We start from the raw sequence: 13,280 nt of genomic DNA on the forward strand, positions 1-13,280 counted from the left end.
AAAGGCTGATCAATGAAAGCAATGATCCTCGCGGCGGGGCGTGGAGAACGACTGCGTCCATTAACCGATTCCGTACCTAAGCCTCTTGTTGAGGTGGCGGGCAAGCCGCTAATTGTGTATCACATCGAAAAACTCGCTGCGGCAGGGGTTTCTGAAATCGTGATTAATCATGCTTGGCTTGGCTATAAGCTAGTCGAGGCGTTAGGCGATGGCAGCCAGTGGCAAGTGAAGATTCATTATAGCGAAGAAACCTCGGCTCTGGAGACAGGTGGAGGCATCAAACAAGCGTTAGGGCTGTTAGGTGACGAGCCATTTTTCGTGATAAACGGTGATATTTTTATTGATGAATTACCGGATATCAATGCGCTCGATGTTGGCGTGTTAGCGCATTTGTGGTTAGTCGATAACCCTGAACAACACCCTCAAGGTGATTTTGCTTTGCAAGAGGGCAAGGTGAGTAATGCTGGCGCCGATAAACTAACCTTCTCTGGCATGGGGATTTACCATCCGGACTTATTTACTAATACACCTGAAGGCGCATTTGCACTGGCCCCATTACTGCGTGAAACTATGGGGAATAATCAGGTGAGTGGTTACCATTTTAACAAGTATTGGTGTGATGTTGGCACGATTGAGCGACTCGCACAGATAGAAAAACGTGAAATAAAAAAGGTTAGATAATGCGTATTTGGGGTAAGGTTTTCGGTTTCATTATTGGTTATATGGCGGGTCGCCTGGGTGGCGCTATTTTTGGCCTTTGGCTAGGGCATATGTACGATCGCAGGCAAAGCCAAAAAGCCGGTCTAGGTGGTACAGGCAAACGTCAGGCGCTGTTTTTTAATACTACCTTTTCGGTGATGGGGCATGTGGCCAAAGCATCGGGGCAAGTGACTGAAAACGATATTCGCATGGCGAATTCGTTAATGGATCAGCTTAACTTAAGTGGCCAAGCGAGAGTCGATGCTCAGGCGGCATTTAGAGAAGGTAAAGAGGCTGATTTTGACCTCAATGCTTGTCTAAAAACCTTTAGGCTTATCTCTATGGGCCGTAAAGAAGTATTGCAGATGTTTTTGGAAATCCAAATTCAGACGGCACTTATCGATGCCCAGCTCGATCAAAAAGAGTTATTAATTTTATCCGTAGTCGCCAAAGAGCTCGGCTTTAGCCAAAAACAACTCGATGACTTATTAGCGCGTTGGCAGGCTGAATTTAATTTTCACCGCAGTGGCGGGGCAGGACATCAAGCATCGGTTGAGGATGCTTATAGTATCCTAGGTGTTACAGAGTCTATGTCTGATCAAGAGATCAAAAGAGCCTATAGAAAGTTAATGAATGAACATCACCCCGATAAATTAGTCGCTAAAGGCTTGCCAGCAGAGATGATGGAGCTTGCCAAAACAAAAGCCCAAGATATTCAAGCTGCTTATGATAGAGTCAAGGGTGATAGAGGCATGCGCTAAAAACTAATAACTATAAAATAATAGGGATATATGATGAAAAGAAGTTTAGCAATATTACTCGGTTCTTTGTGTGCGTTTCCTGCCGTCTCTGAAGTTTATGTCGCCCCTTTTGGCGGCTATAGTTTCGGTGCTAGCGAATTTGATATTGCCAGCACAGAATCGGATGAAGCGGGTAAGGTAAAAATAGCCGAAGCGCAAAACTATGGTGTGATGCTGGGCTTCACCACCAAAGATCCTGGTAATGTCTATCTTCTTTACAGCCATCAATCTACCGATTTAAAAACCAGCGATAACTTTAGTCCTAATGTGATTACCTCTATGGATGTCGATTACTTCCATGTGGGTGGCAGTCTTTATTTCCCAATGAAAAGCGTTAAGCCCTATGTCACTACCAGTCTTGGTTTAACTCATATGCGGCCTGGCGGTGCTTTCTCAAATGAGACTCGCTTTTCTATGGCGCTAGGTGGCGGTATTGAATATCAGGCCACTGAAGCTTTTTCATTATTTGCTGAAGTTAAAGGTTACGCGACCTTTATCAATGCCGATAATGCTTTGTTTTGTGGCAATGATGGCTGTATTTGGAATATCCAGTCAGACATCATGTGGCAAGGGCAGGCTAATATTGGTGCCAGTTTTAAGTTCTAATTTGTCGTTCGAAGAAGGGCTTTTATAGAAGAGGCGATATAGAAAGAATTTTATAGAAGGATTTTTATAAAAGCCACTTGATGTTGATTTATAGCAAGGACTGTTTTAGATGAAAGTTGTTGTACTGGACGGATATACGCTAAATCCAGGTGATCTCAGTTGGCAAGCTTTAGCGCAGCTTGGCGAGCTAAGTTGTTATGATCGCAGTGCGCCGAGCGACGTAATAGCACGAAGTCAGGACGCAGAAATCATCCTGACTAATAAAACCGTGCTCGATGAAGCGACACTAAAGCAGCTACCAAAGCTTAAATATATCGGTATTCTCGCAACCGGCACTAATGTTGTTGATCTTGCTGCTGCCAAGGCGCTTGGCGTTGTGGTCACTAATGTGCCGGGTTACGGTCCTGATGCGGTAGCACAAATGGTGTTCGCCCATATTCTTCATGCAACCCAGCAAGTTAGTCTGCACTCCGATGCGGTTAAGCGCGGTATGTGGACAGAGTCTCAAGATTTCTGTTTTACCCTTATGCCACTGCAATCTCTTAAAGGCAAGTCGCTTGGCTTAGTGGGGTTTGGTGATATAGGTAAAGCCGTTGCTCAGATTGCGTTGGCTTTTGGCATGAAGGTGCTGGTGAATACTCGTAACCCACAAATATCCCTGCCTGACAATTGTGTATGGGTCGAGCAAGCGCGTTTATTTAGGCAAGCGGATATTGTGTCATTGCACTGTCCACTAACACTAGCAACAGACAAAATGATTAACGTCGAGCTTCTCAGTACAATGAAATCTAACGGTATATTGATTAATACTGCGCGCGGCGGTTTAGTCGATGAATCTGCGTTAGCGGTAGCACTCAATCAAGGGCTAATCGCTTATGCAGGCGTTGATGTGTTGTCTACAGAGCCGCCAAAGGCCGACAACCCATTGCTTAGCGCTAAGAATATTAGTATCTCGCCACATAATGCTTGGGCAACATTAGAAGCCCGGCAGAATCTGCTTAATATCGCGATTGAAAACCTAGCAAGCTTTAGCGCAGGTAAAGCCCGTAATAAAGTTAACTAGTTCATTCAATCTAGCGCATTAAAAATAAAATTAATGAACAAGCCTCAACCTTATTATCAAGGTTGAGGCTTGTTTGTCATTTGAAACGTGTCTATCTGTAATGACAGAGGTGGTGTTACAGAACAAGCTTAATCTTGCCCGCGGCTGTTAAGGCTTTTCAACCGTTTTACTGGTCTCAGTATCTTTAGCCAATCCCCCGCCTAAATGTCTCTTGCCGTCAATTTCAGGTTTAGTAAATAAACGCATTTGAGTATCAGGCTCGGTTAATGCGTCAGCTACACCAGCAAACTGAATGTTGTTTGCGGTACCTTCAGCAAGGATCAACGTCAATGACTTCAATACCGTAACGCAATAACGCAATGACGACTTCTTTACCGAGTTCACCACAGCCGAGCAACATGGCGGGCTTAGCATTCGCGGATAAAGCTATACCTATCATTTGGGTTGCCTTTGAGATTGTAGGGCGTCGTTATTGGTTGCAGAGCTGATAATGCAATCAAGTTAGTAACGCATTTAGCGGCATCGAGTAGCGCATTTTTTATTTGTGATTAGTGTAGCGTGGAGCAAATTTGTCTAGGGTAGATTTAGTGGTAAATGTGCGGAAGAAGACTTCGACAGCCAAAATTCGGGTTCGATAAAGTGCAGATTTTAGTCGAAAAAAAACGATTGTAGGGGTAGTATTGCTAAAATGTTACTGTGATGTTTTCTGTGTCTATCGTTGTAACCAAAAGTTTCACAAGGAGAGCGATGTGTTTTTAGATTATTTTGCGTTAGGAATTATTTTTTTCGTTGCGATTTTTATTTTCTATGGGGTCATTGCCATTCATGATATCCCCTATGAGATAGCCAAGAAGCGCAATCATCCACAGCAAGATGCCCTGCATATTGCGGGGTGGGTGAGCCTATTTACCTTACATGCTATTTGGCCATTCTTATGGATTTGGGCAACCCTTTATCGTGAAGACCGTGGTTGGGGATTTAAAGAGGTCGTCGAGAAAGAACAACTGCTAGAGAGTGAAGTGCAAGGCTTGACTGAAACAGTGAGAAAATTAGAACAAAGAATCACTGAGATGGAATCATCAAAACAGCAGCCTAAACAAGTAAGAGGCTCTGGTAATCATCAGCCTAGCACTAAAGTTGATCCTCAAGTCGACGATAGTTCAACAGACAGAGCAGAGGTGTAATATGGATTTACTACTTGTACTGACTTACACCGCAATCTGTATTGCCATTTTTAAAATATTTAAGATCCCATTAACTAAGTGGACCGTTCCAACGGCGATATTAGGCGGCATATTTATCGTTGGTGCCTTGATCTTATTGATGAACTATAACCATCCGTACACACCTTATGCTAAAGAGTATTTTGTAACAACGCCCATCAACCCTGCGGTTAGGGGGATGGTTGTGTCTGTCGAGGTGGAGCCCAATACGCCGATTAAGAAAGGTGATGTATTATTTAAAATCGATCCCACTCCTTTTCAGGCTATTGTAAAGCAAAAACGTGCTGCATTAGTGGCCGCAGAGCTCGAAGTACCACAATTAGAAGCGGCATGGGAAGCGACAAAAGCTGCAGTGACGCGGGCAACAGCTGATAGAGATAGAACTAAGTCTGCGTTCGACCGTTATGAGAAAGGCCGTAAGCGTGGCGGGGTTAACTCCCCCTTTACAGAGCTCGAACTTGATAATAGGCGTCAGCTTTATTTTGCATCAGAAGCGCTATTAACCGCTGCTAATGCTGAGGAGTTAAGAGTACGTTTAGCCTATGAGTCAAACGTTGATGGAGTGAATACCAAGGTAGCAGGGATCCAGGGCGAACTTGAAAAGGCGCAGTTCGATCTTGACCAAACCGTAGTAAAAGCGCCTGCCGATGGCATGGTGACTCAGATGGCACTACGCCCAGGTATTATTGCAGTCCCTATGCCGTTAAGGCCTTTAATTAGCTTTATTCCAAATGAAGACCGTATGTTTGTCGGCGCCTTTTGGCAAAACTCATTGCTCAGATTAAAAGAGGGTGATGAAGCAGAAATCATTCTAGATGCTGCACCGGGCCAAGTATTTAAAGGTAAAGTGGCTAAAGTCTTACCTGCCATGGCTGAAGGTGAAGTCCAGTCTTCGGGGTCATTGATATCATCTCAGCGAGTGCTGAGTCGCGGCCGTGCATTAGTACTGATTAAGCTTGAAGATCATGAGGCGAAAACCGAGTTCCCAGCGGGAGTCTCTGGTCATGCTGCTATTTATACCGAGCATTTTGCTCATGTATCGATTATGCGAAAGGTGTTATTGAGAATGCAAGGTTGGCTTAACTATGTATTCCATTAGTGTTTAGTTAACCATTAGCTTGGCTAAATAAACGCCTGCAATTAGGTTTAATTGCAGGCTCTATAAATATTAATCACCTTACAATAGATATTAAGGGACCTTAGCGTCCCTTTTCTTTTTGGGATCCTCAGTCGTATTTGTTCAAGGATTAACATGCAAGATATTCAAGATCTCACCGCAGTACTGCGTTCTAATACCCCTATTGTTGTGATTGAAACCTATGAAGAGCAACGGGTGATAGAGTTACTCAGGAAAGTGTCTAACGTCCTGTATCAACCGTTATTTAGCTGGAGTATTACTCAGGGGTTGATGCGTGTTGATAGTGGACTTGGGCGGCAGAAGTTTAATTGTGAACCTGAGGACATTCTTGGGCAGATAAAATCAACGACACAGCAGGGCATTTACATTCTCTGTGACTTTCATCCATTTGTGGAAGATGCGCCGAAGAATGTGCGTCTACTGAAAGAGATTGCACTAGAATATGATGCGCTAAAGCATACGGTTGTTTTGGTTAGTCACGCGTTCACTATTCCTTCTGAAATCAAACATTATTGTGCTCACTTTAGGTTGTCGCTGCCCAATAGCACCCAGTTATTGAACCTTATTTATGAGCAAGTCGATAAGGTGCGCAGTGAGGGGGTTGTGCTAGATGTTGACGATAGTGCCGTCGCCAAGCTTGCAGAAAACCTACGTGGCGTGACCTTTGATGATGCAAGGCGCCTTGCTCATAAGGCTATCATCGATGATGGTGCTATTAGCCACTCAGATGTGGACAGCATTAACCGAGGTAAGTTTGAGCTGCTCGATATGCAGGGCGTATTGCAATTTGAATATGATACCAGTGACTTCTCTCAAGTTGCAGGGCTGCATAACCTTAAGCAATGGCTTAGTCATCGTATGCCGTCATCACAGACGCAGATGCTTGAGGATAAGCCTAAAGGCATATTGTTACTTGGAGTACAAGGAAGCGGTAAGAGCTTAGCGGCTAAAGCCGTTGCTGGCATGTGGCAAAGGCCGTTACTAAAGATGGATATGGCTGCGCTGTATAACAAATATATCGGCGAGTCAGAGAAGAATCTGCGTAAAGCGTTAGAGCTTGCAGACTTGATGTCTCCTTGTGTCTTGTGGATTGATGAAATAGAGAAGGGCTTAAGCAGTGGTAGTAGTGACGATGGTACTTCGAAGCGAATTCTGGGCACTATTTTAACTTGGATGGCCGAGCGAAAATCAGATGTGTTCTTAGTGGCGACTGCCAACGATATTAGTGCACTGCCACCCGAGTTAATGCGAAAGGGGCGTATGGATGAAATCTTTTTTGTCGACTTACCGGACGATACGATTCGCCAAGCTATTTTCCTTATTCACCTTCAACGCCGCCAGCTAGCGCCAACTCAATTTAATTTAAGTCAACTTGCTAAGGTGAGCCAGGGATTCTCAGGAGCTGAAATTGAACAAGCGGTGATATCGGCAATCTATACCGCAAACGCATCACAGGTGGATGTGGGTCAAGACGTGCTGATTAGAGAGTTGATGAAGACGCGTCCATTATCGGTGGTCATGCGGGAAAAATTACAATCCTTACGGCAATGGGCTGAAGGGCGTACGGTTAACGCCCACCAATAACGTTTAAGGGTAATGAACCAACCCCGAAAAAGAGTGGTTCATTACTGGTTTTATTGCGCTTTTTTAGGCGGAAACTGCGCTAGAATTTTAGCAACGGTAGCATTGGTTTCTTGTGCTTTTGCTTCGCCGCCCTCATCGAAAGTAAACTTATCTGTGCCGCGCCAAATCAACTGGTTGGTGTTGGGGTCGATAATATCAATCTGTATCGTTTGAATTTTGGCTGTATCACTGCCCACAGGTACATCAACACTGGTGCCGATACTTGCTCCACCAGAGCTGCCCCAAGTGCCCGTTCCTAGGCCGATAGAAAAGCCTGAATCCTTAGGTTTATCATCAATTCTAAAGCCATAACCCACATAAAAGTCAGCTGCTTGGGCGTCGGGAACAAAGCCCTGACTCGTAAGCGAGTTGCTTATGGCTTGTTTAATTCGATTAGCACTCAGTGGGTCGCTATTTTCTGGTGCCGGGAGCTGAGAAAAGCGCTTTAAGCTAGCAAAATTATAATTGAGGTCATAGTCATTCTTAGGTGTAGAGCTGCATGCCGCAAGCATTAGTAGTGGCATAGTAAGTAGTGCGACAAGTAGGTTTCGTTGCTGTTTTTTCATATTATTATCACCTTTATATCCATAAGCGAGCGGCGTTACTTAACCCGAGTTCAGGTTGCTTACTGGTTACTTAATAGTGCCGATGCGACAGTAATAATCAAGTCGCTAGTCGAACCAAAACTAAGCGCTGTATTTATTTTAGCCTTTCACTGTCCAGATAGTATATGTTTAAGGTATGGAGCAGTTAGAGTTTTTTGAAATCCCAAGCCCCTGTATTGGTGTGTGTCAGAGTGATGCTAAAGGCTATTGCATGGGATGTTTACGTAATAGAAATGAGCGCTTTAATTGGCTTGAGTTTTCTGATGCGCAAAAATATGATGTGATCCGTTTATGTAAGCAGCGTAAACGTAGGCGTCAGCTTGCATTATTAAAAGCGAGGAAAGCGCAAATACTCGATGAAAGGGCGAAAATGAATACTCGTCTAGACTTTGGCTTCGATGGCACTCAAGATGAGCCTAATGATTAAGTAGACGTTATTATTGAGTTGGTGTGTTTGAAGGCCAAGTTAGGGTAAAACGAGTGCAACCTGGTTGACTTTCTAAGCTGACTTCTCCGTGATGCCTCTCCATTATTCTCTTGATAATCGCTAAGCCTAACCCATGGCCTTTATTACCATTTTTACTGCACGCGCTACGATAGAAAGGTTCAAAAATTTTAGCTTGATCTTCCGCTAAGATCCCTTCGCCATCGTCAGTCACAGATAAGCTTATCCCCAGGCTATTTTGAGATATTGAAACCTGGATACCTTTGATAGAGAATCGCTGAGCATTGGTAATGAGATTTTGCAATGCGCGCTCAACTAATGATGGTTCAGCCACTAAATAAACGGTTTCTTCAGGGGCATCAAGCGTAATAGATGCAGGATGATGGGTCTTTAAGCGTCTAATTGTTTGCGCAACTAAGCTATTTAAATCACAGCGTTCAAAGTTGAGTGATTCTCGCTGCGTTTCTAAACTTGCATAAGTGAGTAGTTCTTGTAGCAGGTTTTCCATCTCTTTGATATCAAGCTGCATTTCATCAAGAAAGTGTTGGCGTTTGGCTGGATCTGATTCAGGCCTGCAGTATTGTGGCAACAGCGCTAGAGCGAACTTAAGCCGAGCAAGTGGGGTTCTTATTTCGTGAGAAACGGCATTAGATAGGTGCTTTTGGTTTTCAATCAGCGCGCTGATATGGGCGGCCATATCGTTAAACGTATTGGCTAACGGCATTACCTGTGAGCTTTTAGTTAGTTTAATCCGTGTATTCCATTTAGCTTGTCCAAACTCCTTCGTTGCCTTACGTAAGGTTTTTAAGTCTTTTGATAGCGGCCACACCCAAATGAGAGCAACAAAAGCTAATAGGAAATAGAAGACTATATTATAGAGGTTTCTTAGTCTGGCAGCGGGATCTATCTCAATGGGGCCGGCCATTAACACTTGTTGACCTACTGCGACAAATTGTAGCTCATGGTTAAGGTCGTAAGGAGTAGCAATGATTTTGTCTGGTTGGACTAATTGATCACTAGAAAAAGCGACTTGATCGGCATCGAGCAGTGTGAGCGGGAGGCTAGGATCAACTTTGATGCTATCAAGCATAGCTTGACGTTCTACTTGAGGTAGCTTAGCTAATATTTGTGCCAAAGCGACTAAAGGCGCATCGAGTGCACCTTGTTCGTCAACATTGTTTTGCCATAAATTATCCAGTGCCCAGCCTATGCCTAAAAAGCCGATGCTGAGCAACAGATAAAGACTAATAAAAAGACGCTTCATCTTAATAAATTAGCAGACTTAGTTATTCCATGCTTCAGGCGCAAATAAGTAACCTTGGCCCCACACCGTTTTAATTCTAAATGGTGTCTCAATATTATCGCCAAGCTTCTTTCTTAGGCGTGATATACGCACATCAATTTTTCTGTCTTTACCGTCAAAATCAATATTAAGTAGGTATTGATAGATATATTGACGGCTCATCACTTGACCAGCTTGTGAAGCTAGCAACCACAACAACTCAAATTCATGGCTGGTTAGATCAACTTCAGTTTCGCCGAGGCGGATTGCTTGAGTATGTGGGTCGATGCTTAATTTGCCAAAACTTAGGCAGTGAGATTCAACTTGCGGTGGTTTAGCTTGGCGACGCAGTAAATTATTAATGCGTGCAACCAGTAGCGCAGGATCGACTGGCTTTACAACATAATCATCAGCGCCGAGTTCTAGCCCCTTAATTTGATCTTCATTTGAGCCTAAGGCGCTCATCAGTAAGATCGGACCGGCAAAGTAGTCTGGCAGCTTTTCACATAAGGTGAGGCCATCCATGCCTGGTAGCATGATATCCAGTAAAATGATGTCTGGTTTATAGTTAATTAGGCGGGTAAGTACGGTATCGCCTCTGCGCTCTACTTCGACATGCATGCCATGTGACTTTAGGAAATCGACAATCAAGTTGGCTAAACGAATATCATCTTCGACTAATAATACTCTATGCGTAGATTGAGAGCTGGTCATTAGAATAAACTCCATGGGTTTCGATATCGTCGCCTAACTTGAGGCGAAGAAGCGGGTGTAACTTTCAATTTTACACCTGCAAGTGTTTCGTGGGTATCTTTGTCTATCATCACGAACTGAATATCACGGTCAGCACTGATATTGATGCTCAAAGAGTGAATGGCAGGTGAAGGGTTGCACCATTTCTTTAGTTCTTTGTAGTCTGAAATGATGCAAACTGTTCTGTTTTTTAACATCTTCCATTCTAGCGTGACCTCAATATTGCAGGTTTCTTCATTGGCTGAAGTGATACAAAGCTCTGGCGATAGGCTGAGATTCGTCATTGGCTCTTGGGCGCTATTTTTTGCGACGGCAACAGAGCTCATTAGCGAGCTTATAAACACACAAAAATATATTAGTTTCAATTTTGAAAGCACGTTAATTAAAACCTGTACGCCGCGCCAACAAAATAGGTGGTGGAGTAATCTTTAACTAAAAGGGGGCTATCGACAATCTCATCAGCGATATCGGTATAGCGCGCAACTAAGAGTAAATTCCAATTTTCAGTTAATACATATTGCCCTGTAAATTCGATACTCTTATTCAATGCAGACTCCGCTTGATACTCTTGGTTCCAGTAGAGGCTTTCACTCGGTCTAACGCCGTAGTAATAATCAACCACCTCTTTACTTTTCCAGTCTAATACAGCAGCAAATTCAACATTCCACCTGTCTAAGGGAATATTGTAAAACCACCTTAATTTAGACTCTAGGCCACCATGGACATCTAGTATGTCATGAGCGACGGTGGCATGCACTATACCAAATCGGGTGTAAATAAAAGCCTCTGCTCCGCCAAGATATGTAAAGTTTCGCTTTTCTAGATCGCCAATTACCGGTTCTGGTGTCTGCCGCGTATTTAAAGCTGAAACCATTGATGAGGCTGAACCTTGACTAGCACTTCCACTTGAGAGTAAGAAAATATTAGAAGGATCCCAACGGTGGAAATAAGCACTGTCGTTACTAAAAGTGGTGATCAAATTGACGGTGTAGTTTTCACCTTCAGTTACGGTATAGCCAATATTACCATTGTCGAAGAACCAGCTATCACCATAGTAGGCAATCGTAGGAACGACATAGAGTGGAATGTCTTTATAGTCTTTAAGTGGATTAGATTTATTACCATAGCCTAAGGCAAAACCCAGATCCCAGCGACCGACTTCGATGCAGTCGGTATTGTTATCGCAGCTTGTTGGAGCTGATGCGAAAGTGGCTCCCGAATACAAGCTTAAAGTAAGCAGAAGTGCTAATAAGTATGGCATCTAAAATATTGACTCTTGATTACAAAATTAACAAATGAAGCTATAGGGTATCATCTATTCCAAGATGCAGCATGGAGGATAAGATATTTGTTGCAAACTGATACAGGTTTAAAATTAAGCAGTTGTTATGGGGTGTGGTGGTGCACTTATGAATAAAGTAATGAGACGGTTTGCGCTTAGGTGTTGACATGTAAGCGGTTTTGACGAAAGTTAGTCTTGCTGACGTAGTTTTATAAAATGGAGATAGGCATGACTGGTGAACGGGTCCCGTTAGAAAGGGCGAAAACAATTTTGACAGATATTGATATTCGTCACAGCCTTGATGCTGATATTGATGGTATCAGCCAACTCTACAGCCAACCAAGTTGCTATGCTGGCACGCTACAGCATCCTTTTCCATCGCTACATAAGTGGCAAAAACGTTTGATGGAGCTTCCGGATAACTGTACTAGCTTAGTGGCCAGCAGAAACGGAGATATTGTTGGTCAAATTGGTATGGAGGTATTTAGTAACCCAAGGCGTAAGCATGTTGCTAATATCGGTATGGCGGTAGATGAAGCTTATCGAGGTATTGGAGTTGGCTCTGCGTTATTGGAAGCTATGACATCACTTGCGCAAAACTGGCTAGCGGTAAGGCGAATAGAGCTTGAAGTCTATACTGACAATCATTTAGCCATCGGCCTCTATAAAAAGCATGGCTTTGTGATAGAGGGGGAAATGCGTGAATATGCTTTTCGCAATGGAGAGTACATAGACGCATTTCTGATGGCGAATATTAGAGATTAGCCGCGACTTTAGTATATTGCTGTTAAGAGGGGTGCTGAAGGCCCTTTTTTGCTCCCTGACTCATAACAAATTGCGTAGCCTGTTCATCTAGGCTGCGCTTTGAAAGGTAGCTAACTCCCTTAGAGTGCTTTAGTAAAAAGCCCTGTGTAGTTTCGGTGATATTGGCTACGTCCTGCCACAAAATAGTGCCCTGAACATAGAAAGAATCATTAGTAACACCAGATTCATCGATTGTTAAGGTCACTTCATTGTTAGCCGCTTTACTCATCATTTGGCGCATTAACCACCAAGGTTTTCTAAACCGCACACTTAAGGCTTCTAGCGCGCCTAAGGCAATAAGAAACCATGAGGCGTAACCATTGATATTGGTTAACATTAGGGCGGTACCCACTAGAGCAAAGATAATTGCCTTGCGATAGGCACGCACTGAGGTGTCGACGACAACGGATTCATCGTAGCATTCGCTAAAGTGGCTTTTATCTAGCGTATATTGTGTGGTGTAGTTGTATTCTTGGTTCATCGATTCTCATCATTGCAGCAAGTGCTTTTTATTTACTATAGATATATAGCGGGTCATTATAGGTATTAGTTTGCCTATAGTCGCTTAACTTGAGCTTAAACTGTATTAATTTTGCTTTAACAAATTAGGATGAATTATGACTAAGATCCCTGCTGATTACGTTAACTATAAATCAACTCCGATATTTGCGCGCGATACCGTGCCGAAGATGTTTCTTCATCTACATAACACTAAGGCTGGGGTTTATGGTCAAATCCATGTGTTAGGTGGTGAGCTTAAGTTTTATGGCTTTACCGATAGACGCGGAGAGGTTGAGCGAGAACTCCTATTAAAAGAAGGGGATATAGGCATATCTCCGCCTCAGTACTGGCATAAAGTCGAGTTTCTTAGCGATGAGACACGCTTTCGAGTCGATTTTTGGGCACAAAAAGATTCCGATATAGTGGCTCAAAATCTATCTGAACGGGATTGAATAT

Annotated in this window: 17 protein-coding genes and 1 pseudogene; 10 read left to right on the forward strand and 8 right to left on the reverse strand. The window is 43.4% G+C overall.

The annotated features are described in order from the left end of the window. Positions 1-12: 12 nt before the first annotated feature. The 4 genes from murU (at position 13) to ACVBIL_RS07415 (ending at position 3,168) form a co-directional block, all read left to right on the forward strand. A complete protein-coding gene (gene murU / locus ACVBIL_RS07400) occupies positions 13-681 on the forward strand; it encodes an N-acetylmuramate alpha-1-phosphate uridylyltransferase MurU (RefSeq protein WP_447166336.1) in 669 nt (222 codons plus the stop codon). Then, entirely contained in the window at positions 681-1,460 is a 780-nt protein-coding gene (gene djlA / locus ACVBIL_RS07405) for a co-chaperone DjlA (protein WP_447166337.1), read from the forward strand. The genes murU and djlA overlap by 1 nt, the downstream gene beginning before the upstream one ends. 33 nt (positions 1,461-1,493) lie before the next feature. Then, positions 1,494-2,105, forward strand: coding sequence for an outer membrane protein (locus tag ACVBIL_RS07410; RefSeq protein ID WP_447166338.1), 612 nt, complete (start codon positions 1,494-1,496; stop codon positions 2,103-2,105). A gap of 109 nt (positions 2,106-2,214) precedes the next feature. Then, positions 2,215-3,168, forward strand: coding sequence for a D-2-hydroxyacid dehydrogenase (locus tag ACVBIL_RS07415; RefSeq protein ID WP_447166339.1), 954 nt, complete (start codon positions 2,215-2,217; stop codon positions 3,166-3,168). Positions 3,169-3,315: 147 nt separating this feature from the next. Here the strand turns inward: ACVBIL_RS07415 and ACVBIL_RS07420 are convergent, their stop codons facing one another. Both ACVBIL_RS07420 and ACVBIL_RS07425 read right to left on the reverse strand, forming a co-directional pair. After that, positions 3,316-3,528, reverse strand: coding sequence for a hypothetical protein (locus ACVBIL_RS07420; RefSeq protein ID WP_447166340.1), 213 nt, complete (start codon positions 3,526-3,528; stop codon positions 3,316-3,318). Then, positions 3,488-3,607: pseudogene (locus ACVBIL_RS07425) on the reverse strand (phosphoribosylglycinamide formyltransferase 2); the annotation flags it as partial. The pseudogene ACVBIL_RS07425 and the gene ACVBIL_RS07420, both read right to left, overlap by 41 nt. 310 nt (positions 3,608-3,917) lie before the next feature. On the opposite strand from ACVBIL_RS07425, the gene ACVBIL_RS07430 reads away from it, so the two are divergent. The 3 genes from ACVBIL_RS07430 to ACVBIL_RS07440 all read left to right on the forward strand — a co-directional run bounded on the left by ACVBIL_RS07430 (position 3,918) and on the right by ACVBIL_RS07440 (position 7,113). Continuing rightward, complete coding sequence (locus tag ACVBIL_RS07430) at positions 3,918-4,352, forward strand: DUF3302 domain-containing protein (RefSeq protein ID WP_447166341.1); 435 nt, start codon at positions 3,918-3,920, stop codon at positions 4,350-4,352. Position 4,353: 1 nt separating this feature from the next. Next, positions 4,354-5,490 (forward strand): HlyD family secretion protein, encoded by a 1,137-nt coding sequence (locus ACVBIL_RS07435; RefSeq protein ID WP_447166342.1) that lies wholly within the window; start codon positions 4,354-4,356, stop codon positions 5,488-5,490. Positions 5,491-5,643: 153 nt separating this feature from the next. After that, a complete protein-coding gene (locus tag ACVBIL_RS07440) occupies positions 5,644-7,113 on the forward strand; it encodes an AAA family ATPase (RefSeq protein WP_447166343.1) in 1,470 nt (489 codons plus the stop codon). A gap of 50 nt (positions 7,114-7,163) precedes the next feature. Here the strand turns inward: ACVBIL_RS07440 and ACVBIL_RS07445 are convergent, their stop codons facing one another. Continuing rightward, a complete protein-coding gene (locus ACVBIL_RS07445) occupies positions 7,164-7,718 on the reverse strand; it encodes a DUF4136 domain-containing protein (RefSeq protein WP_447166344.1) in 555 nt (184 codons plus the stop codon). Positions 7,719-7,893: 175 nt separating this feature from the next. Between ACVBIL_RS07445 and ACVBIL_RS07450 the strand changes: the two genes are divergently transcribed. Further along, positions 7,894-8,184 carry a DUF1289 domain-containing protein gene (locus ACVBIL_RS07450; protein WP_447166345.1) on the forward strand — a complete coding sequence of 97 codons (291 nt, stop codon included), beginning with the start codon at positions 7,894-7,896 and terminating at the stop codon, positions 8,182-8,184. Positions 8,185-8,194: 10 nt separating this feature from the next. On the opposite strand, the gene ACVBIL_RS07455 is transcribed toward ACVBIL_RS07450, so the two are convergent. Genes ACVBIL_RS07455 through ACVBIL_RS07470 form a run of 4 tightly spaced genes read right to left on the reverse strand, consistent with a single transcriptional unit; the run spans position 8,195 to position 11,498 of the window. After that, positions 8,195-9,466: an ATP-binding protein gene (locus tag ACVBIL_RS07455; RefSeq protein ID WP_447166346.1), complete on the reverse strand. Its 1,272-nt coding sequence runs from the start codon at positions 9,464-9,466 to the stop codon at positions 8,195-8,197. Positions 9,467-9,484: 18 nt separating this feature from the next. Next, positions 9,485-10,198, reverse strand: a complete 714-nt coding sequence (locus ACVBIL_RS07460; protein ID WP_447166347.1) for a response regulator — start codon at positions 10,196-10,198, stop codon at positions 9,485-9,487. Next, positions 10,198-10,563: a DUF3019 domain-containing protein gene (locus ACVBIL_RS07465; protein WP_447166348.1), complete on the reverse strand. Its 366-nt coding sequence runs from the start codon at positions 10,561-10,563 to the stop codon at positions 10,198-10,200. The genes ACVBIL_RS07460 and ACVBIL_RS07465 overlap by 1 nt, the downstream gene beginning before the upstream one ends. A 56-nt stretch (positions 10,564-10,619) precedes the next feature. Next, positions 10,620-11,498: a MipA/OmpV family protein gene (locus ACVBIL_RS07470; RefSeq protein WP_447166349.1), complete on the reverse strand. Its 879-nt coding sequence runs from the start codon at positions 11,496-11,498 to the stop codon at positions 10,620-10,622. A gap of 249 nt (positions 11,499-11,747) precedes the next feature. Between ACVBIL_RS07470 and ACVBIL_RS07475 the strand changes: the two genes are divergently transcribed. Next, positions 11,748-12,284 (forward strand): GNAT family N-acetyltransferase, encoded by a 537-nt coding sequence (locus ACVBIL_RS07475; RefSeq protein ID WP_447166350.1) that lies wholly within the window; start codon positions 11,748-11,750, stop codon positions 12,282-12,284. A gap of 22 nt (positions 12,285-12,306) precedes the next feature. Here the strand turns inward: ACVBIL_RS07475 and ACVBIL_RS07480 are convergent, their stop codons facing one another. Continuing rightward, a complete protein-coding gene (locus ACVBIL_RS07480; protein ID WP_447166351.1) occupies positions 12,307-12,804 on the reverse strand; it encodes a YcxB family protein in 498 nt (165 codons plus the stop codon). Positions 12,805-12,940: 136 nt separating this feature from the next. Here ACVBIL_RS07480 and ACVBIL_RS07485 point away from each other — a divergent pair, with 136 nt between their 5' ends. Beyond that, positions 12,941-13,276 carry a DUF1971 domain-containing protein gene (locus ACVBIL_RS07485; RefSeq protein ID WP_447166352.1) on the forward strand — a complete coding sequence of 112 codons (336 nt, stop codon included), beginning with the start codon at positions 12,941-12,943 and terminating at the stop codon, positions 13,274-13,276. Positions 13,277-13,280: the final 4 nt, after the last annotated feature.

The sequence above is a fragment of the Shewanella sp. 125m-7 genome, from assembly GCF_052977045.1.